Origin of the sequence: Citrobacter sp. T1.2D-1, assembly GCF_950098555.1 — a bacterium.
GTDB classification, from domain to species: Bacteria; Pseudomonadota; Gammaproteobacteria; order Enterobacterales; family Enterobacteriaceae; genus Citrobacter_A; species Citrobacter_A telavivensis.
This window is the reverse complement of record NZ_CATNHH010000006.1, coordinates 139,625-163,354: the sequence shown is the minus strand read 5'-3', so window position 1 is coordinate 163,354 and position 23,730 is coordinate 139,625. Positions and strand designations below refer to the sequence as shown.

Here is a 23,730-nt window from a genome sequence, read left to right as displayed (position 1 = left end):
TTTGCCTGGCGGCTGTAGCGCGGTGGTCCCACCTGACCCCATGCCGAACTCAGAAGTGAAACGCCGTAGCGCCGATGGTAGTGTGGGGTCTCCCCATGTGAGAGTAGGGAACTGCCAGGCATCAAATAAACAGGAAAACCTCATGCGAAAGCATGGGGTTTTTTTGTTTTATCTGCTGTTCAGTGAAGAGGCCATCCTGCGGATGGCCTTTTTGCGTTTATCGGGATGATTACTTGAGCGGAGAAAGAGACGCTTTATTGGGTTTACTGCGCCTTTAGCCAGCGTAAAATGAATGCTGAAATCTGCTGTATATCATTGATATTTAATTGCGGAATATCCACGTCAAGTTGAACGTCACTGGCAATCGCAATAACGTGTTCATCAATGGTCAGTTCTTCCACACTGCGTCCACATCCCTGTCGAAACAATAAGATCTTCGCGACGGCTTCGTGCTTAAATCCCTCAACCAGCACCATATCCAGCGTGGTAGTCTCCATCCTGCTGACCAGGTACGCTAAATCCAGCTCGGATGCTTCTGGCGTCTCGGTCATCAATGCCCAACGTTGCTGACTGGCGACCAGGGTTTGCGCTGCCCCCGCTTTGCGTAGCTCGTAGCTGTCTTTGCCGGGCTTATCCACGTCCATATCGTGATGCGTATGCTTGATAAGTCCAGGACGGATCCCTGCGGCGCACAGAGCCGGGATGAGCTTCCTGAGCAGTGTCGTTTTTCCCGTTCCGCTCCACGCGGCGATAGCCAGGAGAGGGATCATTGTTTTTCCTGCCATTTATCGAGCTCCTCAAGGGTATTCACATTCACAAACGCGTCCTTATAGTCGCTAAAATCAACGGCATGTCCACCGGCCTGACGCATAAAAACCATTACCCGTCGCTCGCCAGACTGTAGATAAGTCTGCAAAAACGGCTGAACCGAGCGGTGAACCAGCGCAATGGTGGGGTGATCCCGTTCGCCATCGTGCACCCATACCACCGGTGCCTGATTGCGTCGGGCACTTAATCGGGCAACCAGCGTCTGCGGGATAAAAGGGGTGTCACAGGGACAAAACAGAAACCAGTCGCCATTCTCCTGTTGGAAAACAGAAAGCATACCCGCCAGCGGACCGGGAAAATCCGCGATCACATCCGAAATGACTTTCAGGCCGCCAGAGCGATAAATATCCTGATGGCGATTGGCATTCACAACTACCGTTTCCAGTTGCGATAACAGCGTATCGGCGACATGTTTCCACAGCGGTTTCCCTTTAAGCTCAAGCAGGCCTTTATCAATGCCGCCCATCCGCCTGGCCTTTCCGCCAGCAAGTACAACCCCTGTTATTGCACTAACCTGATTCACTGATATCGCCTCTTTTATTGTGGGATTGACCCTGCTAACGTGTCTGTATCAAGAGTAAGGAGCACGACCATGAAATGTAAACGCCTGAATGAAGTTATTGAACTCCTCCAGCCAGCCTGGCAAAAAGAGCCCGACCTTAACCTGATGCAATTTTTGCAGAAACTGGCGAAAGAGTCAGGTTTTGACGGTGAACTGGCGGATTTAACCGACGACATTCTGATCTATCACCTGAAAATGCGCGACTCTGCAAAAGACGCTGTTATTCCCGGTATCCAAAAAGACTACGAGGAAGATTTCAAAACGGCGCTGCTGCGTGCCCGTGGCGTAATTAAAGAGTAAAAGCTTGTAAGTGGGGCCACCGAAGTTGTTATGAAATGATATCCTGAATCATTCGACGTATTTTCCGGATGATGGGATGAACAACAACGCTTTCAATTTCCAGACATTACACCCGGATACCATCATGGATGCGCTGTTTGAGCAGGGGATCCGGGTGGATTCTGGTCTTACTCCGCTTAACAGCTACGAAAACCGTGTCTACCAGTTTCAGGATGAAGACCGTCAGCGTTTTGTCGTTAAATTTTATCGCCCTGAGCGCTGGTCGGTTGATCAGATCCTGGAAGAGCATCAGTTTGCGATTGAACTGCTCGAAGATGACGTCCCGGTTGCCGCGCCGCTGGCTTTTAAGGGGCAGACGCTGTTGTCGCATCAGGGGTTCCACTACGCGATTTTTCCAAGCGTAGGTGGTCGGCAGTTCGAAGCGGACAATATCGATCAAATGGAAGCGGTGGGCCGTTATCTGGGGCGTCTGCATCAGATCGGTCGTAAGCGACCATTTACCTGGCGACCGACCATTGGGCTGGACGAATACCTCGTCGAGCCGCGTAAACTCTTCGAGTATGCTCGCCTCATCCCGTCAGGACAAAAGGCCGCCTTCCTGAAGGCGACGGATGCGCTGATTGTGGCCGTCACTGACCGGTGGCATACGAATTTTGACATGTTACGTCTACACGGCGACTGTCACGCCGGAAATATCCTCTGGCGCGAGGGGCCGCTGTTTGTCGATTTAGATGATTCCCGCAATGGTCCTGCCATTCAGGATCTGTGGATGCTTCTTAATGGTGATAAAGCTGAGCAACGTATGCAGCTTGAGACGATTATTGAAGCTTATGAAGACGTTAATGAGTTCGAAACGTCTGAAATTGAACTGATTGAACCTTTACGTGCCATGCGTTTGGTTTATTATCTTGCCTGGCTGATGCGTCGTTGGGACGATCCTGCGTTTCCTAAAAACTTCCCGTGGTTGACCGGGGAAGATTACTGGCAACGACAGACCGCGACATTTATCGAGCAGGCAAAAGTTCTGCAAGAACCCCCATTACAATTAACACCTATGTATTAATCGGAGACGTAATCATGAAAAAGATTTGGCTGGCGCTGGCTGGTATGGTTTTAGCTTTCAGCGCATCGGCAGCGCAATTCGAGGATGGTAAGCAGTATACCACCCTGGAAAAGCCCGTTGCCGGTGAACCGCAGGTGCTGGAGTTTTTCTCTTTCTATTGCCCACACTGCTACCAGTTTGAAGAAGTCCTTCATGTTTCTGATAACGTGAAGAAAAAACTTCCGGAAGGCGTCAAAATGACTAAGTACCACGTCGAGTTCCTGGGCCCGCTGGGCAAGGATCTGACGCAAGCGTGGGCTGTGGCGATCGCGCTGGGTGTTGAAGATAAAGTGACTGTGCCGATGTTTGAAGGTGTACAGAAAACCCAGACCGTACAAAGCGTTGCGGATATCCGTAAAGTATTCGTGGATGCCGGCGTTAAAGGCGAAGATTACGATGCGGCATGGAACAGCTTTGTCGTGAAATCACTGGTTGCGCAGCAGGAAAAAGCCGCTGCCGATCTGCAACTGCAGGGCGTACCGGCGATGTTTGTTAACGGCAAATATCAGGTGAATCCGCAGGGTATGGATACCAGCAGCATGGATATCTTTGTTCAGCAATATGCGGACACGGTGAAATACCTGGTCGGTAAGAAATAAAAGCAACGCCGGTCAGTGACCGGCGTTTTTACTTGTCGCTTTAATCTCTTCTATTAGCAAGTCTTTTTCTCCCCACAGCGTATTTAGCCATAGCTGGAAACGGCGCTTAAAACCTTTATCGTTCACGTAGTCACCGTGCAGATCTTCCTTAATGGGTTGCATATCCACGCGAACCACAATGCGCGTCAGTTTCCCGCTTAGCATATCGAAGAACGGCGTACGGTCGTTTTCTGGATAGCACAGCGTAACGTTAAGTAATTTATCGAATTGCGAACCTAACACGTTCAGCGCCATTGCGATGCCTGCTGCTTTTGGCGGTAACAGGTGTTTATACGGCGAGCGAGTCTGCTGACGTTTTTCTTCGGTAAAGCGAGAGCCTTCGACGAAATTGACGATCGTGGTGGGATGCGCCCGAAATTTTTCGCAGGACCGGCGGGTGGTCTCAACATCCTTACCCCGACGTTCTGGATGCCGCAAGAGGTACGCGCGTGAGTAACGTTTCATAAACGGCATATCCAGCGCCCAGCAGGCGAGACCGATAAAGGGCACCCAGGCCAGTTGCTGTTTGAGGAAATACTTATTCATGGGAATGTGTTTACGGAAGAGCACACACAGCACCACGATGTCAGCCCAACTGTGGTGATTACACACCAGCAGATACCAGTTTTTCTTGCTGAGACCTTCCAGACCTTGCACATCCCATTTCAACCACGGGTTGAGATGCAGCAGCAGGGCGAGCCCTTCACACCAGCAGTACATCATGAAATTACAAAACAAAGACACCTTGCGCCAGACGAAAGGAACGGGTAGCAGGAGCTTTACCAGTCCAGCAAGAATGATCGGTACAGAGCATAAAATCGTGACCACAATGGTCAATGCGATGCTCAGCAACAGGGTGACTGTAGCGAGCAATCTCGCCATGATTAAATTATTCAAAGGATTAGCCATAAACAGTACGCTAAAGTCGCGCAAGGGGGCTGATTTTATCAGAAAATAACTCAAATGACGGTTCTTCACGACAGAGAAAAATACGCCATATCTATCCACATTCCGTAATTCAATGAAAACATAAAGGGTTTATTTTGTTGTTTTTATAACTTATTGAAAATAATCAATAAAATAAATGATGATAAAATCATTGATTTGATATTAATGTGATGAAAATTAATTATGCACAAAGTTATCCACAGGCGGCTTTGCGAGCGATCCAGAAGATCTACAAAAGATTTACGACAAATGTGGTGAAAAACTCATGTTTTCATCCCGTCTGTGGCATCCTTTATCCATAATCTGATAAACAGGCACGGACATTATGGTTCAGATCCCAGAAAACCCACTTATCCTTGTAGATGGCTCCTCTTATCTCTATCGCGCATACCATGCGTTTCCACCGCTAACCAATAGCGCGGGTGAACCGACGGGCGCGATGTACGGTGTCCTCAATATGCTGCGCAGCCTGATCCTGCAGTATCAGCCAACACATGCCGCAGTGGTATTTGATGCCAAGGGTAAAACCTTCCGTGACGAATTATTTGAGCATTACAAATCGCATCGCCCGCCAATGCCGGACGATCTGCGGGCGCAGATCGAACCGTTACATGCGATGGTGAAAGCGATGGGGTTGCCGCTGCTGGCCGTATCCGGCGTGGAAGCGGACGATGTTATTGGCACCCTGGCACGTGAAGCGGAAAAAGTGGGGCGTCCGGTGCTGATCAGTACCGGTGATAAAGATATGGCCCAACTGGTTACGCCAAACATCACACTCATCAATACCATGACTAACACTATTCTTGGTCCGGATGAAGTTGTGACGAAATACGGCGTGCCGCCCGAACTGATCATCGACTTTCTGGCGCTGATGGGGGATTCCTCCGATAACATTCCGGGCGTACCGGGCGTTGGGGAAAAGACCGCTCAGGCGCTGTTACAGGGACTGGGCGGGCTGGATACGCTTTACGCTGAGTCAGATAAAATTGCCGGGTTGACGTTCCGTGGTGCGAAAACCATGGCGGGTAAACTTGAGCAAAATAAAGAGGTTGCCTATCTCTCCTATAAACTGGCGACGATCAAAACAGACGTTGAGCTGGAACTAACCTGCGAACAGTTGGAAGTACAACAGCCACAGGCTGACGAACTGGTCGGGCTGTTTAAAAAGTATGAGTTCAAACGCTGGACCGCTGATGTTGAAGCGGGCAAGTGGCTACAGGCGAAAGGGGCAAAACCGGCGGCAAAACCGCAGGAGACGATCGTTGTCGATGACGCACAGGAAGAAACCGCTGCTGTGCTTTCCTACGATAACTACGTGACGATTCTCGATGAACCGACGCTGGAAACGTGGATTGCGAAGCTGAAAAAAGCGCCCGTGTTTGCCTTCGATACCGAAACCGACAGTCTGGATAACATCTCTGCCAATCTGGTGGGGCTCTCATTCGCTATTGAACCAGGCGTGGCGGCTTATGTGCCTGTGGCGCATGACTATCTGGATGCGCCGGATCAAATTTCCCGCGATCGTGCGCTGGCGATGCTCAAGCCGCTGCTTGAAGATGAAAACGCGCGTAAGGTTGGACAAAATCTGAAGTACGATCGCGGTATTCTGGCGAATTATGGCATCGAACTGCGTGGCATCGCTTTTGATACCATGCTCGAATCGTACATTCTGAACAGCGTTGCCGGACGTCACGATATGGACAGCTTGTCCGATCGCTGGCTGAAGCACAAAACCATCACCTTCGAAGAGATTGCGGGTAAAGGGAAGAACCAACTGACCTTTAATCAGATCGCGCTGGAAGAGGCCGGGCGTTATGCGGCAGAAGATGCTGACGTCACCTTACAACTGCATTTGAAAATGTGGCCAGAACTGCAGCAGCATAAAGGGCCGTTGAATGTCTTTGAAAACATCGAAATGCCGCTGGTACCGGTGTTATCTCGCGTAGAGCGTAACGGTGTGAAGATAGACCCAGCGGTACTGCATAAGCACTCCGAGGAGATCACCCTGCGTCTGGCGGAGCTGGAACAGAAAGCGCATGACATCGCAGGAGAAGTGTTTAACCTCTCTTCAACTAAGCAGTTGCAGACGATCCTGTTCGAAAAACAGGGCATTAAGCCACTGAAGAAAACCCCAGGCGGCGCGCCATCGACGTCTGAAGAGGTGCTGGAAGAGCTGGCACTGGATTACCCGCTACCTAAAGTGATTCTTGAGTATCGTGGCCTGGCGAAGCTGAAATCGACCTACACCGACAAACTGCCGCTGATGATTAACCCGAAAACCGGGCGTGTGCACACGTCGTATCATCAGGCCGTGACCGCGACGGGCCGCTTGTCATCGACCGATCCAAACCTGCAAAACATTCCGGTCCGTAACGAGGAAGGTCGTCGTATCCGTCAGGCATTTATCCCGCCGAAGGATTACCTGATTGTTTCTGCGGACTATTCACAGATTGAGCTGCGTATTATGGCGCACCTGTCACGCGACAAAGGTTTGCTGACAGCGTTTGCTGAAGGGAAAGATATTCACCGCGCCACCGCTGCAGAAGTATTTGGTCTGCCGCTGGAGACGGTAACAAGTGAGCAGCGTCGCAGCGCGAAGGCGATCAACTTTGGCCTGATCTACGGCATGAGCGCGTTCGGTCTGGCGCGTCAGTTGAATATTCCGCGTAAAGAAGCGCAGAAGTATATGGACCTCTATTTCGAACGTTATCCTGGCGTACTGGAGTACATGGAACGCACTCGCGCTCAGGCGAAAGAGCAGGGCTATGTTGAAACGCTGGAAGGCCGTCGTCTCTATCTGCCGGATATCAAATCCAGCAACGGCGCGCGTCGTGCTGGTGCTGAGCGTGCGGCGATTAACGCCCCAATGCAGGGAACCGCAGCCGATATCATCAAACGAGCGATGATTGCGGTCGATGGCTGGCTGGAAACAGAGAAACCGCGCGTGCGTATGATCATGCAGGTGCACGATGAACTGGTGTTTGAAGTACATAAAGACGACCTGGATGCGGCAGCGAAAAGGATCCATCAGTTGATGGAAAACTGCACGCGCATTGATGTGCCACTGCTGGTGGAAGTCGGGAGTGGTGAAAACTGGGATCAGGCGCACTAAGTGGCCGCTGGATAACGCGCTTTTTTCGTAATTAAGCAACATAAGTGCACGCATTTTGTGATGGGTATTGGAATTACCTATGTAAAGAATGAAAAAAAATTACAAAAAGTGCTTTCTGCGCTGCTCAAAAAAGAGTAAAGTTATTCGCGTAGGGTACAGAGGTAAGATGTTCTATCTTTCAGACCTTTTACTTCACGTAATCGGATTTGGCTGAATATTTTAGCCGCCCCAGTCAGTTTCTGACTGGGGCGTTTTTTATTTTACTCTTCATACTTCACGCTGCAGGTGCATTGGTTTCCTCTCTCACCTCAGCCACTTACTGATGTAAGCCCCTGAGCATTCACTGCGTCGCTGCCTTCCTGCAACATGAATTATTTTGAGTAAAAGCGAAACACGATCTGTGGGCTGGATAAGACGCGCTGCGTCGTTATCCGCCCTCGCGATGAATTACTCTCCGTCCTGATCCTCTTCAACCGGTGCCAGTTCGCTAAACCAGCTGTCCAGCTTCTGCCGTAATTTGTCCACGCCCTGCTTTTTCAGCGATGAAAAGGTCTCAACCTGCACATCGCCGTTAAAGGCTAACACCGCTTCACGGACCATATTCAACTGGGCCTTACGCGCCCCACTTGCCAGTTTGTCCGCTTTTGTCAGCAGCACCAGCACCTGGATGTTACTCTCAACGGCCCACTGGACCATCTGCTGGTCGAGATCTTTCAGCGGATGGCGAATATCCATCAACACCACCAGTCCCTGCAGGCTCTGGCGTTTTTCCAGGTACTCACCCAGTGCGCGTTGCCATTTGCGCTTCATTTCTTCCGGCACTTCGGCGTAACCATAGCCGGGTAAGTCAACAAGTCGTTTGCCGTCGACCACTTCAAACAGGTTAATAAGCTGAGTACGGCCAGGCGTTTTCGAGGTACGCGCCAGGCTCTTCTGATTGGTCAGCGTGTTCAGTGCGCTGGACTTACCTGCGTTGGAACGGCCAGCAAATGCCACTTCGATTCCAGTATCGGAAGGTAAATGGCGAATATCAGGCGCGCTCATTACAAAGTGCGTCTGTTGATAATTCAGGTTAATCAAAGCGGTCGTCTCCGTCAGTTAAAGCTTTGCCGCGATTATACCTGAACAGGAGCAAAAGACTGATTTTTCGACATGGGCCTGCTGTGAGTAAAAACCTTGCTCGTTGTGAGACATTGCCGATCGTTCTTATACGAAATTTAGGAGTAATTGCAGGGCAAATAATTAAATAAATCAACTAAATCATGGTATTAAAAGTATGTAATATTCTGAAAATATCAGAACTGTGCGACCAGTGACTTGTTACTTTACTTCAAAAGAGTAGAGTAGCCCCCATAGCGAGGATAGCTGTACAGGAAGACGACTCAGGATGAGGGTCAGGAGCGCCAGGAGGCGAAGACACAGGATTGTCAGGATGACAGGCGTTCGGAGACGTTGGTATACGGAAACGGAAAAGACACGGAATGTTCCAGGCTGAAGGATAAACAGGGTGTGTTGACAGCCGACAGGGAATGTAGGACCCGTTCAGGGTTGTGAGTAAGGTGAAAAGGCGACAGAGCAATCTGTCGCCTTTTTTCTTTATTTCTGCTAGATTCCGGCGCAATTGTATACTGAATAAAACAGCCAAAGACGAATCACTATGAAATCCACTTCTACACCACGCGGCAAAGGTCCTGCAAAGGCACGCCGTAAAACCCGTGAAGAGCTGAACCTGGAAGCTCGTGACCGCAAGCGTCAGAAAAAACACCGTGGACACGCGGCGGGTAGCCGTGCGACCGGTGGCGACGCGGCGTCAGGCGGCAAAAACAAGAACCAACAGAAAGATCCACGCATCGGCAGTAAAACCCCTATTCCATTGGGCGTGACCGAAAAAGTCACCAAACAGCACAAACCGAAGAGTGAGAAACCTATGCTTTCACCGCAGGCTGAGTTGGATTTACTGGAAACGGATGAGCGCCTGGATGCGCTGTTAGAGCGTCTGGAAGCAGGCGAAACCCTGAGCGCGGAAGATCAGTCCTGGGTAGATGCCAAACTGGATCGCATCGATGAACTGATGCAGAAGCTGGGCCTCTCCTACGATGATGACGAAGAAGAAGAGGAAGATGACGAGAAGCAGGAAGATATGATGCGCCTGCTGCGGGGCGGTAACTAACGGTTTACGCCGTGGGCCTGCCCGTCCTGCTTATAACCCTTCCGGTTATATGTTATCTGGTGTGGTTATTCGTTAAACTACAGCGGTTGTCGCGGCGACAGAAGTGGCTGCGCAGCCGGCTTAGCACTCGAAATGGAGTGAGGCCGGTACGCCGTACCCGCCAGAGACGCCATCGGAAGGAGTGAGCATGTCTGAACAACAAATAGACTGGGATCTGGCCCTGATCCAGAAATATAACTATTCCGGGCCACGCTATACCTCGTACCCGACCGCGCTGGAATTTTCAGACGCGTTTGGCGAATCGGCGTTTTTACAGGCCGTCGCGCGCTATCCTGAGCGCCCGCTCTCGCTTTACGTTCATATTCCGTTTTGCCACAAACTCTGCTACTTCTGTGGCTGCAATAAGATTGTGACCCGACAGCAGCATAAGGCCGATCAGTATCTGGATGCGCTGGAACAGGAAATTCTTCATCGTGCGCCGCTGTTTGCCGCACGCCAGGTTAGCCAACTGCACTGGGGCGGTGGCACGCCAACCTACCTGAATAAAGCGCAAATCAGCCGTCTGATGACGTTGCTGCGGAATAATTTCCACTTCAATGCGGATGCGGAGATTTCGATCGAAGTCGATCCCCGAGAGATTGAACTGGACGTGCTCGATCATTTACGCGCAGAAGGCTTTAATCGTCTCAGCATGGGCGTGCAGGACTTCAACAAAGAGGTTCAGCGACTGGTTAACCGTGAACAGGATGAAGAGTTTATCTTTGCGCTGCTTAATCACGCGCGTGACATCGGCTTTACCTCGACCAATATCGATCTGATCTATGGTTTACCCAAACAGACGCCGGAAAGTTTCGCGTTTACCCTGAAGCGGGTGGCGGAATTGAGTCCCGATCGTCTGAGCGTCTTTAACTATGCGCATTTGCCAACGCTGTTTGCCGCACAGCGCAAAATTAAAGACGCCGATCTGCCCAGCGCACAGCAGAAGCTGGATATTTTACAAGAAACCATCTCCTCGCTGACAGAGACCGGTTATCAGTTTATCGGCATGGACCACTTTGCCCGCCCGGATGACGAACTGGCAATTGCCCAGCGCAAAGGTGTTCTCCACCGTAATTTCCAGGGGTACACCACCCAGGGGGACACCGATCTGTTGGGGATGGGCGTTTCTGCCATCAGCATGATTGGCGATTGCTATGCCCAGAACCAGAAAGAGCTGAAACTCTACTATCAGCAGGTGGATGAACAGGGGAATGCCTTGTGGCGCGGCATCGCGCTAACCCGTGATGACGGTATCCGTCGTGACGTCATTAAGTCGCTGATCTGCAACTTCCGTCTCGACTATGCCGCAGTTGAGCAGCAGTGGGATCTGAACTTCGCGGATTACTTTGCCGAAGACCTGAAGCTGTTGGCACCGCTGGCGAAAGATGGGCTGGTGGATGTGACAGAGAAGGACATTCAGGTCACGCCGAAAGGCCGCCTGCTGATTCGTAACATTTGCATGTGCTTTGATGCGTATCTGCGCCAGAAAGCGCGGATGCAGCAGTTTTCGAGAGTGATTTAATCTGTTGCCGGATGGCGCTTCGCTTATCCGGCCTACAACGTGTAGAGCCATTAAGCATTAGCGCCATCCGGCACAGCGTTAGCTGAACAGCCCAACCAGCGCGGCGCACAGTACTGCGGCGACCGCAGTTTGTGGCGTATGGCTGTCGACCGCTCCGCTTGATAGCAGATTTATAATCGATTCCAGCATGGTAAGTCCCCCGTTTGCCGGGCACGATCATACTGAACTCATCGGAACAGTAAAGCGCAAAATAACGGCAATTTGCGCTCAATTATTAATCTTTACACAAGCGTGTGACGTTACTCCATTCCCAGCTCTTTTAACTTACGCGTCAGGGTATTACGCCCCCATCCGAGCAAGCGTGCCGCTTCCTGTTTATGGCCCTGTGTATGACGGAGCGCTGTGGTCAGCAACGTGCGTTCCATTTCAGGCTGTGCCTCTGACAACAGGTTTTGATGACCGGAACGCAGCGCCCGATCCGCCCACTGCGCCAACAGCGTAGCCCAACTGTCCGGCTGGAGATGAGACGGACTTTCCGGCGCGGTGGCTTCGAACAGCTCTGCAGGGAGATCCTGAATCAATACCTCTTGCCCGGCCGCCATCACGGTTAGCCAGCGACAGGTATTTTCCAGTTGGCGAACGTTGCCAGGCCACGCCAGTCGCGTCAGCGCGGCTTCGGTTTCCGGGTGCAATAGCTTGGCTTCTACGCCCAGTTCGCGAGCCGCAACTTGCAGGAAATGGCGAGCCAGGCGCGGAATATCCTCCCGACGCTCGCGCAGCGGTGGAAGGTGCACACGGATGACATTCAGACGATGGAACAAATCCTCACGAAACTTGCCTTCCTGGACGCGTAACTCCAGGTTCTGGTGGGTCGCAGCGATAATTCGCACGTCCACCTTCACCGGCGCATAGCCGCCAACGCGGTAAAACTGACCGTCGGCTAACACACGCAACAGGCGTGTTTGCACATCCAGCGGCATGTCACCGATCTCATCAAGAAACAGCGTGCCGCCATCGGCCTGTTCGAAGCGTCCCTGACGAATAGTATTTGCCCCGGTAAACGCCCCCTTTTCATGACCAAACAGTTCAGACTCGATCAAATCTTTGGGTATCGCTGCCATGTTCAGTGCGATAAACGGTGCTTTGGCGCGCGGGCTGTGGCGATGCAGGGCATGCGCAACCAGTTCTTTACCCGTCCCGGATTCTCCGTTGATCAACACGCTGATGGAAGAGCGAGAGAGCCGCCCGATAATACGAAACACATCCTGCATGGCCGGCGCTTCACCGATGATGTCGGTGGTCGGGCCGTTGAGCTGGATATTGCGCGGCTGCTGCTGTTCCTGATAATGGCTGATGGCGCGTTCAACCAGCGCCACTGCTTCATCGATATCAAAGGGTTTCGGTAGATAATCAAACGCCCCTTGTTGATAGGCGCTGACGGCGGCATCCAGATCGGAATGTGCGGTCATTATGATGACCGGAAGCATCGGATGACGCTGTTTAATCTGCTTTAACAGCGCCAGCCCGTCCATCCCCGGCATCCGAATATCGGACAACAGTACGTCCGGCGTTTTGCTGGCCAGCGCACCCAGCACGTCGTTACCGTTTTCAAAGGTCGTACAGCTCAGACCCGCTCCGGCGAGAGCACGTTCAAGCACCCAACGGATGGAACTATCGTCATCAACTACCCAGACTATCCCTCGTTGCATAAGCACCTCTATTTCCGAATCGGCAGATAAACCGAGAACTCGGTATGACCTGGCCAACTGGTAAATTCAATTTTGCCGGAATGCTGATCGATCAAATTACGGGCGATGGATAATCCCAGCCCGGTACCGCCTTCGCGGCCGCTGACCATGGGGTAAAACAGCGTATCCTGTAAGTGGGAAGGGATCCCCGGCCCGTTGTCCTCGACGTCAATACGCGCCGCCAGGCGATAGCGCTCGCCGTGCAGCGTGAGCTGGAAAGCCGTGCGGGTACGCAGCACGATCTCCCCGCCGTCGGGCCCCAGCGCCTGCAACGCATTGCGGACAATGTTCAACAACACCTGCTCTATTTGTTCCGGATCGTGCGGCAGTTCCGGCAGGCTGGGATCGTAATCACGGACCAGCGTGACGTTGGCCGGTAACTCCATAGAAACCAGAGCCACCACACGCTCTGCCACTTTATGGATGCTTTCCGTGACATGCGTGCCTGGCATCTGCGGGCCTAATAACCTGTCGACCAGATTACGCAGTCGGTCAGCCTGTTCAATAATGACTTTGGTGTATTCCAGCAACGCCGGATCGGGCAGGGCTTTGCTTAATAGCTGTGCTGCGCCGCGTAAGCCACCGAGCGGGTTTTTAATCTCGTGCGCCAGTCCACGTACCAGATCGCGCGCGGCGACCTGCTGAGCGTGCTGTAGCTGCTCCTGGCTCAGGCGGCGCTGGTTATCCATCGGCGCCATTTCAAGCAGGATCTGTCCGTCCGGCAAACGCTGCGCAGTGAGCGACAGAATGTGCGAGCGCCCGTCAATCACCAGCGTGACCTCATTGTCGGTAAAACCTTGCCCCGCCTCTAAGCTTTCGCGCATCAGCCCGATATTCAAAGAAAAATAGCTCAGGAGTTCAGGAAGCGGCGTACCAAACAGTTTGCGGGAGCTTTGAGCGAGTAACTGCTGCGCAGCCGGGTTGGCGTAATGCACTGCAAGCTCATCGTCGACCAGTAAGATGCTGTTGATTAAAGAATTGAGGATCTGCCCAGCATCGGGCAGCGTGCCTGTTGCCATATAGCAGTCTCCTGAATAGTGTGCACCAATTTAGTGCATTATAGCTTTTTATGTAGAAAAAGCGCGAAGGATCAGGTTGTTGACGGTGAAAAAAGCCCATCGTGTGATGGGCTAAAAGTTTCCACGGCAACTAAAAAACTCCTGACGCCTTTCACGCCGCTGCTGCGTTGGCTACGGGTTACTCGGCTCATCCATGAGCCTCGCCCTTACGGGCCGTCACTCCGTGACGTTCAAATCTGTTCCAGACAGATTTGTCGCTCACCCCAGTCACATAGTTATCTATGCTCCTGGGGATTCGCTCCGTTGCCGCCTTGCCGCAACGCGAAATTCGTCGGATTTTTAAGATACTGTTAAACGCTGTAGTACAGCTCAAACTCTACCGGGTGCGGCGTCATGCGTACGCGGTCATTTTCTTCAATGCGCAGCGCGATGTAAGCATCGATGGCTTCATCAGTAAACACGCCACCCGCTTTCAGGAATTCGCGGTCCAGATTCAGTTCGTTCAGTGCTTCTTCCAGAGAGCCAGCAACCTGTGGGATCTCTTTCGCTTCTTCCGGCGGGAGGTCGTACAGGTTTTTGTCCATTGCTTCGCCCGGGTGGATCTTGTTCTTAATACCGTCAAGACCCGCCATCAGCAGGGCAGCAAAGCACAGGTACGGGTTCGCTGCGGGATCCGGGAAACGGACTTCGATACGACGTGCTTTCGGAGAAGCCACCACCGGAATACGGATAGAAGCAGAACGGTTACGGGCAGAGTAAGCCAGCATGACCGGAGCTTCGTAACCCGGGACCAGACGCTTGTAAGAGTTGGTGGTCGGGTTCGCCAGGGCGTTGATCGCTTTAGCGTGTTTGATTACGCCGCCAATGTAGTACAGCGCTTGCTCAGACAGGCCCGCATATTTGTCGCCAGAGAACAGGTTGGTGCCGTTTTTGGACAGAGACATGTGGCAGTGCATGCCGGAACCGTTATCACCAAACATGGGTTTCGGCATGAAGGTCGCAGTTTTGCCGAAGCGGTGAGCGACGTTGTGCACTACGTATTTGTAGATCTGAATTTCGTCCGCTTTTTTGGTCATGGTGTTGAAGCGGGTCGCCACTTCGTTCTGACCTGCGGTTGCTACTTCATGGTGGTGAGCTTCAACAACCAGGCCCATCTGCTCCATTACCAGACACATTTCAGAACGGATGTCCTGAGCGGAGTCAACGGGTGGAACCGGGAAGTAGCCGCCTTTCACCGCCGGACGGTGACCTTTGTTACCACCTTCGTACTGGGTGGAGGAGTTCCATGCGCCTTCGATGTCATCGATGGCCACGTGAGAACCGGAGATTGACGCGCCGAAACGGACGTCATCAAACAGGAAGAATTCAGGTTCTGGCCCAAACAGAACGGTATCCGCGATACCCGTGGAGCGCAGGTACTCTTCAGCACGCTTGGCGATAGAACGCGGGTCGCGGTCATAGCCCTGCAGGGTGCCAGGTTCCAGGATATCACAACGGATGATCAGCGTAGAATCCGCGAAGAACGGGTCGATAACCGCGGTAGATGCATCCGGCATCAGCACCATGTCGGATTCGTTGATGCCTTTCCAGCCACCAATCGAAGAGCCGTCAAACATTTTGCCTTCTTCGAAGAATTCGGCATTTACCTGATGAGCAGGAATCGTGACGTGCTGTTCTTTACCTTTGGTATCAGTGAAGCGCAAATCAACAAACTTCACTTCGTGCTCATTCAGCATCGTCAAAACGTGTTCAGCGGACATACTTAACTCTCCAGATTGGTCATAGTCGTCGTGGTAACGAGGTGTTCAATTCTTTATTCATTGGCCGTGTCGCCGTAAAAAAGATAAAGCGAAATCTGTGCCAACTTTTAAATTGCCCCTAAAAGGCGTTATCATGCGCACCATCGTGCAAAAGGGTTGCACCATGTTGTGTATGTTGCACCAGTATAGTGCTTTAATGTGAACATTGAGCACCATATTGGTGCAATGAACCGTGTATAACCCTTTTAACGCTCCGTGAAAGCGATCACAAAGAATCTCTGCAATACTTGTTTGCGGAGGATGTTTGTGATCCTGTTTTGTAGTGCGATTAATCCGTGTACAATAACGCGCTATTTCTAATGCCTGAGGCAAAGTTGTGATCGAAAATTTGCGTAACATCGCCATCATCGCGCACGTTGACCATGGTAAAACTACCCTGGTTGATAAGCTGCTGCAGCAATCCGGTACGTTCGACTCTCGTGCCGAAACTCAAGAGCGTGTGATGGACTCCAACGATTTGGAGAAAGAGCGTGGGATTACCATCCTCGCGAAAAACACCGCTATCAAATGGAATGATTACCGTATCAACATCGTTGATACCCCTGGGCACGCAGACTTCGGTGGTGAAGTTGAGCGTGTCATGTCCATGGTTGACTCAGTGCTGCTGGTGGTTGACGCATTTGACGGCCCGATGCCGCAGACGCGCTTCGTGACCAAAAAAGCCTTTGCGCATGGCCTGAAGCCAATCGTGGTTATCAACAAAGTTGACCGTCCCGGTGCGCGTCCGGACTGGGTTGTCGATCAGGTATTTGACCTGTTCGTGAACCTCGACGCGACCGACGAACAGCTGGACTTCCCGATCATCTACGCTTCCGCGCTGAACGGTATTGCCGGTCTGGATCACGAAGATATGGCGGAAGACATGACCCCGCTGTATCAGGCGATTGTCGACCACGTACCTGCGCCGGACGTTGACCTTGATGGTCCGTTCCAGATGCAGATCTCTCAGCTGGACTACAACAACTACGTTGGCGTTATCGGCATCGGCCGCATCAAACGCGGTAAAGTGAAGCCGAACCAGCAGATCACTATCGTGGATAGCGAAGGCAAAACCCGTAACGGTAAAGTCGGTAAAGTCCTGACTCACCTGGGTCTGGAGCGTATTGAATCCACCGAAGCTGAAGCAGGTGACATCATCGCGATCACCGGTCTGGGCGAGCTGAACATCTCTGACACCATCTGCGATCCGCAGAATGTGGAAGCGCTGCCGGCGCTGTCTGTTGATGAACCGACCGTCACCATGTTCTTCAACGTCAACACCTCTCCGTTCTGTGGTAAAGAAGGTAAATACGTTACCTCTCGTCAGATCCTTGACCGCCTGAACAAAGAGCTGGTGCACAACGTTGCGCTGCGTGTTGAAGAAACCGAAGATGCAGACGCGTTCCGTGTATCGGGTCGTGGTGAGCTGCACCTGTCCGTTCTTATCGAAAACATGCGTCGTGAAGGTTTCGAAATGGCGGTTTCCCGTCCGAAAGTTATCTTCCGCGAAATCGACGGCCGTAAACAAGAGCCGTTCGAAAACGTCACACTGGACGTCGAAGAGCAGCACCAGGGTTCTGTCATGCAGGCACTGGGTGAGCGTAAAGGCGACCTGAAAAACATGAATCCAGATGGTAAAGGCCGCGTACGTCTCGACTACGTGATCCCAAGCCGTGGTCTGATTGGCTTCCGTTCAGAATTCATGACCATGACCTCCGGTACGGGTCTGCTGTACTCCACTTTCAGCCACTATGACGACGTACGTCCGGGTGAAGTGGGTCAGCGTCAGAACGGTGTACTGATCTCTAACGGTCAGGGTAAAGCCGTCGCGTTTGCGCTGTTCAGCCTGCAGGATCGCGGTAAGCTGTTCCTGGGCCACGGTGCAGAAGTGTACGAAGGCCAGATCATCGGTATTCACAGTCGTTCTAACGACCTGACCGTAAACTGCCTGACCGGTAAGAAACTGACCAACATGCGTGCTTCCGGTACTGACGAAGCAACGGTTCTGGTTCCGCCGGTTAAGATGACCCTGGAGCAAGCTCTGGAGTTCATCGATGACGACGAACTGGTAGAAGTGACTCCGCAGTCTATCCGTATTCGTAAACGTCACCTGACGGAAAACGATCGCCGCCGCGCGAACCGTGGTCCGAAAGAAGATTAATTCATAATCTTGTGATGAAAAAGCCGCTGATATCAGCGGCTTTTTTTTACCTCAATGTAATTAAAAGAAATATTTCACCCCAACGCGAATCTGGTTTTGTTCGCGGTGATAGGGTTCCACGTTACGGTCCAGCCAGCGCAGTTCGAAGTAGGGTAACCAGTTCTGGTTGATCCGATAACGGAAGGTATTGGTAATTTCCCAGTGATGATCCTTGCCATTGCTGCTATTAAAATCATTCACCCGCATAAAATAGTGGGGTTCAAAGGTATACGAAAACTTATCGGTAATAATAAAGTTCCAATAGTTGCCGATCTCATAGGTATCGTTATTATCCCGCTCCCCGTTTAAATCAACCGAGCTGTAATTATTATGGTTATAGCGGTTACGCACGGTCAGGTTAAACCACGGTGCAAACTTGTAATTGACGTCCAGATAGACAGCGCCGCTGGAACCTATGCTCTTGTCGGTAATCAATCCGCCGGGTTGGATCGTTAATTTATCCGTGGGTTTGAATAACGGGTACCAACCCTCGATCTCGTTATAGCCGTGCTTTAACTCGTCTTCGCGCTGGAGCGTGTAGGTGTTGGTGAGCATAATGCCTGCTCCCATATCGAAGTTATAGCCAACGCGTAACATGATCTCTTGCTGGTCAGAGGCCAGATTATAAGCTTCCCGGTTTTCGACATAAGCACCGGCAAAAACAGAGGTTGATATCACTGAAGATAACAGAATGATTGAGTTTAATGTTTTCATCATAAATCCATTTTTTAAGCGTAGGGATGCCGCCATCCATCAGGATGGAAATAGCGGCAAGGTTTATTTATAGATTTACAGTAGCGATATTTTTATTGTTATTGGTTACATCAGGAATATTGTTATTCTTTTTTCGTTGATTAATTTCCTCGATAATAAAGGCGAAACGCGCTTCGTTGAGTTTATAAAAGAAACCCATGGTCAATGCGGCAATAATCGCCAGACCACAGGGCCAGAGAAATATTAACTGACGTAATCCCTGTAGAGTGGTATCGCTTTGCGCGATGTTTGGCACATAGCCAATCTGGGTCAACATAATACCGGGCAGAAACCCCGCCAGCGCAGCAGAAATCTTCCGCGAAAAGGTATATCCCGTGTAGACGGTACCTTCCGCGCGAATCCCCGTTTTCCATTCGCCGTAATCTACGGTATCCGGTACCAGCGCCCAGTTCAGGCTATTGACGAAGGCGGTGCCGAAGAAGGCAATACAGGAGAAAATGATAAAGGTGAAGGAACTGTTACCCCAGAAATAATTCAAGATATCGCCAAGCGCCCATAACATCATGCCGGCTAAGTACACCTGCTTTTTACCGAAGCATTTAACCGTCCAGGGGACAAGAATGACGCCAATCAACACACATCCCATGCTGAAGAATCCCATCCATGATAATAGATGCGGATCGTTCAGGACATATTGTGTGTAATAAACTTGAATGGCTAATTTGATATTAAATGCGGCCAGCGTGCATAAGTTCGCGATACAGAGCACGAGCAGTGGCGGATTATGAAAAATAGCGAAGAATGATTTAAAAATACCCATCTTATGTTCTGTTGAAACCGTTGCCCGGTAATGTTCCTTAACGCCTTTAAAGCATAGCATCATGAACCCGAATCCGCAGGCAGAAAAAATGAAGGCGGCACAAGCATAACCGAAGGCTGAAGAGGAAAAGAGCGCTTGCAGAGGAATAAATGCCACCGTGCAAACTAATAAACCTATGGTCGCGCCTCCCTGCCGAAAAGCAGCGAGTTGCGCTCGCTCGTTTGAGTTTTTAGTCATCGCCGGGATCATCGCGCCATAGGAGCAATTCATCAGACTATAGAACAGGCCAAATAACATAAACAAACCCGTCGCGAGAGCTGTTTTGATTGGCAGACTAAATGTCGTGGTAATAAATTGTACCGTCGCAATGATCGCTGAAGGGATTGCCGCATACAGGATAAAGGGGCGGAATTTTCCCATTGGTCCAATATTTCTGCGTGAATCAAGCAGGAATCCGGTGAGCATGTCGGTGAATGCGGTAAAGAATTTTGCCACCAGAAAGATAATTCCACCGTACCAGGCGGGCATTCCCAATTCATCAGTATAAAATTTCAGCAGATATAATGTGCCGACGCTCAGCATGAGATTGGAGCCAATATCACCCACGCCGTAGGCCAGCTTTTCTCGCAAACTCAGTTTCAGGGTTAGTGGATCATGGTCAGACATAATCAATCCTCGTGAAGTCCCGCAAGTTGCCATTCATTTTCACTCTGCAATGGCGCGTTTGCGGGCTTCGATTTCGCCAACGATACGGATGTACATCTTTTCGTTGAGATCGTAGAAACAGCCCATCGCAATAATGGTGACGACTGCCAGTGCACACGGATAAATAAAGATCAGTTGTCGCAGGCCCTCGACCGTTCCCGCCGATTGCACCACGTTGGGCACATAGCCGATTTGGGTCAGCATCCATCCCGGGAAGAAACCTGCCAGCGCCTGCGAAACCTTACGGAAGAAGGTAAAACCGGTGTAGACCGTCCCTTCAGAGCGCACGCCGGTACGCCATTCACCGTATTCCACCGTGTCGGAGACCAGCGCCCAGTTCAGGCTGTTCACAAACGCGGAACCGAAGAACGCCAGGCAGGAGAAAGCGACAAAGCTGACCGACCCTCCGCCGAAGAAGTAGTTGAGCAGATCCCCTGCGACCCAGATTAGCAGGCCGCCGATATAAACCTTTTTCTTACCGAAGCGGCGGACCATCCCCGGCATTAAAAAGACGCCGATGAAAATACATCCCATGCTGAAAAAGCCCATCCACGACAGCAAGATCGGGTCGTTCAGCACGTACTGGGTGTAATAGACCTGGATAGCCAGCTTGACGTTGAACGCGCCGAGCGTGCAGAGGTTGGCAATACACAAAATGAACAGCGGACGGTTGCCGGCGATGGCGCGAAATGACTGCAATAATCCGGGTTTCTGTGCCGCGTCGACGGGGGTCACTTCAACATAGCGCTCTTTTACACCGGCATAGCAGCACCACATAAAGAACAGTCCGCACAGGGAAAACAGCGTCGCGGCGAAGATATAGCCCAACTGCGAATTGCCTTCGATCAGATTCATCACTGGCACAAAGCCGACGGTGCACAACAGCAGGCCGAGCGTCGCGCCGCCCTGCCGCCAGGCAGCGAGCGAAGCGCGTTCATCCGGGTTTTTGGTAATGGCAGGCACCATTGCCCCGTAGGAGCAGTTCATCATGCTGAAGAACAGCCCGTAGAGCATAAACAGTACGGTCGCCATTACCGTTTTACCGGTGATTTCAAACGGCGTACCGACAAAATTAGCAATAGCCAGCAGGGTCACCGGAAACGCGGCATACATCACGAAAGGTCGGAATTTCCCTTTTGGACCGATTTTACGCCGTGAATCGAGCATAATACCGGTTCCCATATCGGTAAATGCGGTAAAAAACTTGGCGATAAGGAAAATGATGCCACCATACGTGCCCGGCAAACCGAGGACATCGGTATAAAACTTAAGTAAATAGAGGGTACCGATATCCAGAAGGATATTGGAGCCTAAATCACCTATCCCGTAGGCGATTTTTTCCTTAAAAGGCAAGCGTAGGGTTGCCGGATTGGTTATGTTTTGACTCATGATAATCTCTCGTTTGCCCGTGGTTTTCCCACGGGCGAGTCTTACGCGATGTGGCGCAAAGACGCGAACAGCGACGCCCACTCACTTTTCGCGCGATAAAAGACCGGCGGTTTGCCCAACGGCGCGTCCACGGTTACCTCGCCACCACGGTGGGTTTCACCGGTCCAGAGGTTCACCCAGTTATCCTCCGGCAGATACAGCGTCCAGTCGCTGCGGTCCTGCTCATGTACCGGAGCGACCAGCAGATCCTGTCCCAGCAGGTACTGGTATTTCAGGGTGTAGGTGTGCGCATCGTCTTCGTAATGCAGGAACAGCGGACGCATAACTGGCAGGCCGGTTGCGGCGTTTTGCGCGACGGCTTGTTTGAGATACGGCTTCAGGGTGGTGAAGATGGTCGTCATTCTGGCGAAATGGGCAATGGTTTCGCCATCGCCGTCAAACTGCCAGTTATCACCGGGACGGTTACCTTCATGGGTACGCATCATCGGCGTGAAGGCGCTGAAATCACACCAGCGCAATAGCAGCTCTTTGCTACGCTTCATCTCAAACAGGGTGGTGTAGCCGCCGATGTCGCTGTGGTGCAGGCCGTGACCGGTCATGGCTAACGAGAGCGCAGCGGGGACGACGGAAGCAAGACCATCATCCAGACTCCAGTCCACGTTCTGATCGCCAGCCCACATCATGGTGGAGTACTTCTGACTGCCGGTATAACCCGCACGCATGAAGAACAGGATTTCGCCAAGCTTGCCGGTTTCCTCGAGCGCCTCGTAGTTACATTTTGCCCACAGTGCAGGCCAGGCGTTATGCATGATCTCAGCACTGACGCCGTTATGCAGAACCGTGTCGGTCGGCAGGTACTCGCCAAAGTCCGCCATCCAACCGCCGCAGCCGAGTTCGATCATATTTTTCTTGATGACGTCTTTGAACCAGTCATAGGCCGCCGGGTTGGTTAAATCGACCACACCGCCGTAAAACTCACCAAATTCAACGAGGTAATCATCACCCGCCGCATTTTTTGCCAGATAGCCGTGCTTTGCCGCTTCGGCGCACAGGTCTTTATCGCTGGCGACATACGGGTTGATATAAGTGAGGAACTGCACGCCTTCGGCATTCCACTGTTTGATACGGCTGTCCAGTTGCGGGTAGTTGTCGCTGTTCCACTTCCAGTTCCACATCACGCGCTTACCGAATGAGGTCATGCGGATCCCGGACCAGTCCTGCGCCCAGATGCCATTTACCTTCACGCCTGCACGACGCATCGTATCCAGTTTCTTCTGGCAAACCTCGGTGCCGCCCTGAATGCCCAGCGTGACGCCATCATAAATCCAGTCCGGCAGTTCCGGCTGGCGCCCCAGCAGCGCAGTCAGTTTTTCCAGCAGTGCAATATAGCTGTCGGCACATTCAAAACGCAGAGTAGTTTTATCCTCCCACAGCGCCAGTTCGTGATAATCCGGCGCGCTGAAGTCAAAATTCATGTAGCAACTGTTCTCAACATGACAGTAGTACTTTTGCGTACTGACAAACGTGGGCTGCGGGAAGAAAGTCCAGTAATAGTCGCCGCCAGCGTTCTCTTTGCAGTCGGCCTGCCAGGTGACGTAGCTGGTTTTGTTACGGCCCACCCCCTGCTCACTGGTCCACAGCGGGAAAGGTTTGCCGCGCAGGTCGAAGTAAGAGAACTGTTCGCCGCAGCCGTAGATATGGTCGTCCGGGTTAGCCGCCAGCCGTAGCCAGATACGGTTATGGTTGCGATCGTCATTGTGCAGATCCAACTGTAGGCGACCTGCCTCATCGACAGAAATAAGCAGCGTCGCATTGACGGTATCACCACGGCTAAAGCGTATCCGCCAGTCGTCGGCTGATTCGTTGATCGTGGCATCGGTCAGCGCAATTTTCTCGTTAAGCTTATCTTTAATACTGAAGTTACCGCGAAACATGTCGATATCAGCGACGCCAGCACCGACCCACAAACAGGGGTTTTCTGACGTATGGCGTAAGATCACACGCTGCCGATAACGTAATGCAAAACCATCAATAATTTTTTCGACCTGGACAAAGGATAAATGTCGGGTTTGCGTACTCATATAAAACACTCCATGAATTTGGGAACGCGAGCAC

20 protein-coding genes, 1 rRNA gene and 1 pseudogene are annotated in these 23,730 nt (G+C 51.7%); 10 read left to right on the top strand and 12 right to left on the bottom strand.

Annotated elements, in window-relative coordinates; translation table 11 throughout:
• Window positions 1-4: 4 nt before the first annotated feature.
• Window positions 5-120, top strand: a 5S ribosomal RNA gene (rrf, locus tag QQZ17_RS08365).
• Between the two features lie 143 nt (window positions 121-263).
• Here rrf and mobB read toward each other — a convergent pair.
• Complete coding sequence (gene mobB / locus QQZ17_RS08360; protein ID WP_152406228.1) at window positions 264-770, bottom strand: molybdopterin-guanine dinucleotide biosynthesis protein MobB; 507 nt, start codon at window positions 768-770, stop codon at window positions 264-266.
• A complete protein-coding gene (gene mobA / locus QQZ17_RS08355) occupies window positions 767-1,351 on the bottom strand; it encodes a molybdenum cofactor guanylyltransferase MobA (RefSeq protein WP_152401019.1) in 585 nt (194 codons plus the stop codon). The genes mobB and mobA overlap by 4 nt, the downstream gene beginning before the upstream one ends.
• A gap of 69 nt (window positions 1,352-1,420) precedes the next feature.
• Here mobA and QQZ17_RS08350 point away from each other — a divergent pair, with 69 nt between their 5' ends.
• From QQZ17_RS08350 to dsbA, 3 genes are all read left to right on the top strand, one after another.
• Window positions 1,421-1,690, top strand: a complete 270-nt coding sequence (locus tag QQZ17_RS08350) for a YihD family protein (protein ID WP_042325406.1) — start codon at window positions 1,421-1,423, stop codon at window positions 1,688-1,690.
• Between the two features lie 76 nt (window positions 1,691-1,766).
• The gene (locus tag QQZ17_RS08345) at window positions 1,767-2,753 is read left to right on the top strand and encodes a serine/threonine protein kinase (protein ID WP_152401021.1); all 987 of its coding nucleotides are present in this window, start codon (window positions 1,767-1,769) and stop codon (window positions 2,751-2,753) included.
• Window positions 2,754-2,767: 14 nt separating this feature from the next.
• Window positions 2,768-3,391 carry a thiol:disulfide interchange protein DsbA gene (gene dsbA, locus QQZ17_RS08340; RefSeq protein ID WP_152401022.1) on the top strand — a complete coding sequence of 208 codons (624 nt, stop codon included), beginning with the start codon at window positions 2,768-2,770 and terminating at the stop codon, window positions 3,389-3,391.
• A 12-nt stretch (window positions 3,392-3,403) separates the two neighbouring features.
• Here dsbA and QQZ17_RS08335 read toward each other — a convergent pair whose 3' ends face one another.
• Entirely contained in the window at window positions 3,404-4,339 is a 936-nt protein-coding gene (locus QQZ17_RS08335) for an acyltransferase (protein WP_187696661.1), read from the bottom strand.
• A gap of 364 nt (window positions 4,340-4,703) precedes the next feature.
• On the opposite strand from QQZ17_RS08335, the gene polA reads away from it, so the two are divergent.
• Window positions 4,704-7,490: a DNA polymerase I gene (gene polA, locus QQZ17_RS08330; protein ID WP_152401026.1), complete on the top strand. Its 2,787-nt coding sequence runs from the start codon at window positions 4,704-4,706 to the stop codon at window positions 7,488-7,490.
• 166 nt (window positions 7,491-7,656) lie between these two features.
• Complete coding sequence (locus tag QQZ17_RS26390; protein WP_071892919.1) at window positions 7,657-7,704, top strand: spot 42 RNA, inhibition of DNA synthesis; 48 nt, start codon at window positions 7,657-7,659, stop codon at window positions 7,702-7,704.
• A gap of 233 nt (window positions 7,705-7,937) precedes the next feature.
• On the opposite strand, the gene yihA is transcribed toward QQZ17_RS26390, so the two are convergent.
• Complete coding sequence (gene yihA / locus QQZ17_RS08325; protein ID WP_152401028.1) at window positions 7,938-8,570, bottom strand: ribosome biogenesis GTP-binding protein YihA/YsxC; 633 nt, start codon at window positions 8,568-8,570, stop codon at window positions 7,938-7,940.
• 272 nt (window positions 8,571-8,842) lie between these two features.
• Here yihA and QQZ17_RS26320 point away from each other — a divergent pair.
• From QQZ17_RS26320 to hemN, 3 genes and pseudogenes are all read left to right on the top strand, one after another.
• Window positions 8,843-9,044, top strand: a pseudogene (locus QQZ17_RS26320) (hypothetical protein).
• 103 nt (window positions 9,045-9,147) lie between these two features.
• On the top strand, window positions 9,148-9,660 hold the full coding sequence (gene yihI / locus QQZ17_RS08320; RefSeq protein WP_152401029.1) for a Der GTPase-activating protein YihI: 513 nt from the start codon (window positions 9,148-9,150) through the stop codon (window positions 9,658-9,660).
• A 187-nt stretch (window positions 9,661-9,847) separates the two neighbouring features.
• The gene (hemN, locus tag QQZ17_RS08315) at window positions 9,848-11,221 is read left to right on the top strand and encodes an oxygen-independent coproporphyrinogen III oxidase (RefSeq protein WP_152401032.1); all 1,374 of its coding nucleotides are present in this window, start codon (window positions 9,848-9,850) and stop codon (window positions 11,219-11,221) included.
• A 78-nt stretch (window positions 11,222-11,299) separates the two neighbouring features.
• On the opposite strand, the gene QQZ17_RS08310 is transcribed toward hemN, so the two are convergent.
• The 4 genes from QQZ17_RS08310 to glnA all read right to left on the bottom strand — a co-directional run bounded on the left by QQZ17_RS08310 (window position 11,300) and on the right by glnA (window position 15,748).
• Window positions 11,300-11,410, bottom strand: coding sequence for a YshB family small membrane protein (locus QQZ17_RS08310; protein ID WP_090050632.1), 111 nt, complete (start codon window positions 11,408-11,410; stop codon window positions 11,300-11,302).
• Window positions 11,411-11,520: 110 nt separating this feature from the next.
• Complete coding sequence (glnG, locus tag QQZ17_RS08305; protein ID WP_042325420.1) at window positions 11,521-12,930, bottom strand: nitrogen regulation protein NR(I); 1,410 nt, start codon at window positions 12,928-12,930, stop codon at window positions 11,521-11,523.
• An 8-nt stretch (window positions 12,931-12,938) separates the two neighbouring features.
• Window positions 12,939-13,988, bottom strand: a complete 1,050-nt coding sequence (gene glnL / locus QQZ17_RS08300; protein ID WP_152401034.1) for a nitrogen regulation protein NR(II) — start codon at window positions 13,986-13,988, stop codon at window positions 12,939-12,941.
• Window positions 13,989-14,338: 350 nt separating this feature from the next.
• Complete coding sequence (gene glnA, locus QQZ17_RS08295) at window positions 14,339-15,748, bottom strand: glutamate--ammonia ligase (protein WP_152401038.1); 1,410 nt, start codon at window positions 15,746-15,748, stop codon at window positions 14,339-14,341.
• 376 nt (window positions 15,749-16,124) lie between these two features.
• Between glnA and typA the strand changes: the two genes are divergently transcribed.
• On the top strand, window positions 16,125-17,948 hold the full coding sequence (typA, locus tag QQZ17_RS08290) for a ribosome-dependent GTPase TypA (RefSeq protein ID WP_152401040.1): 1,824 nt from the start codon (window positions 16,125-16,127) through the stop codon (window positions 17,946-17,948).
• 60 nt (window positions 17,949-18,008) lie between these two features.
• Here typA and ompL read toward each other — a convergent pair whose 3' ends face one another.
• The 4 genes from ompL to QQZ17_RS08270 form a co-directional block, all read right to left on the bottom strand.
• Entirely contained in the window at window positions 18,009-18,701 is a 693-nt protein-coding gene (ompL, locus tag QQZ17_RS08285; protein ID WP_152406229.1) for a porin OmpL, read from the bottom strand.
• A gap of 67 nt (window positions 18,702-18,768) precedes the next feature.
• Window positions 18,769-20,187 carry an MFS transporter gene (locus QQZ17_RS08280; RefSeq protein ID WP_152401042.1) on the bottom strand — a complete coding sequence of 473 codons (1,419 nt, stop codon included), beginning with the start codon at window positions 20,185-20,187 and terminating at the stop codon, window positions 18,769-18,771.
• A 39-nt stretch (window positions 20,188-20,226) separates the two neighbouring features.
• Window positions 20,227-21,615, bottom strand: a complete 1,389-nt coding sequence (locus tag QQZ17_RS08275; protein WP_152401045.1) for an MFS transporter — start codon at window positions 21,613-21,615, stop codon at window positions 20,227-20,229.
• A 41-nt stretch (window positions 21,616-21,656) separates the two neighbouring features.
• Window positions 21,657-23,696 (bottom strand): alpha-glucosidase, encoded by a 2,040-nt coding sequence (locus QQZ17_RS08270; protein ID WP_152401047.1) that lies wholly within the window; start codon window positions 23,694-23,696, stop codon window positions 21,657-21,659.
• Between the last annotated feature and the right edge of the window lie 34 nt (window positions 23,697-23,730).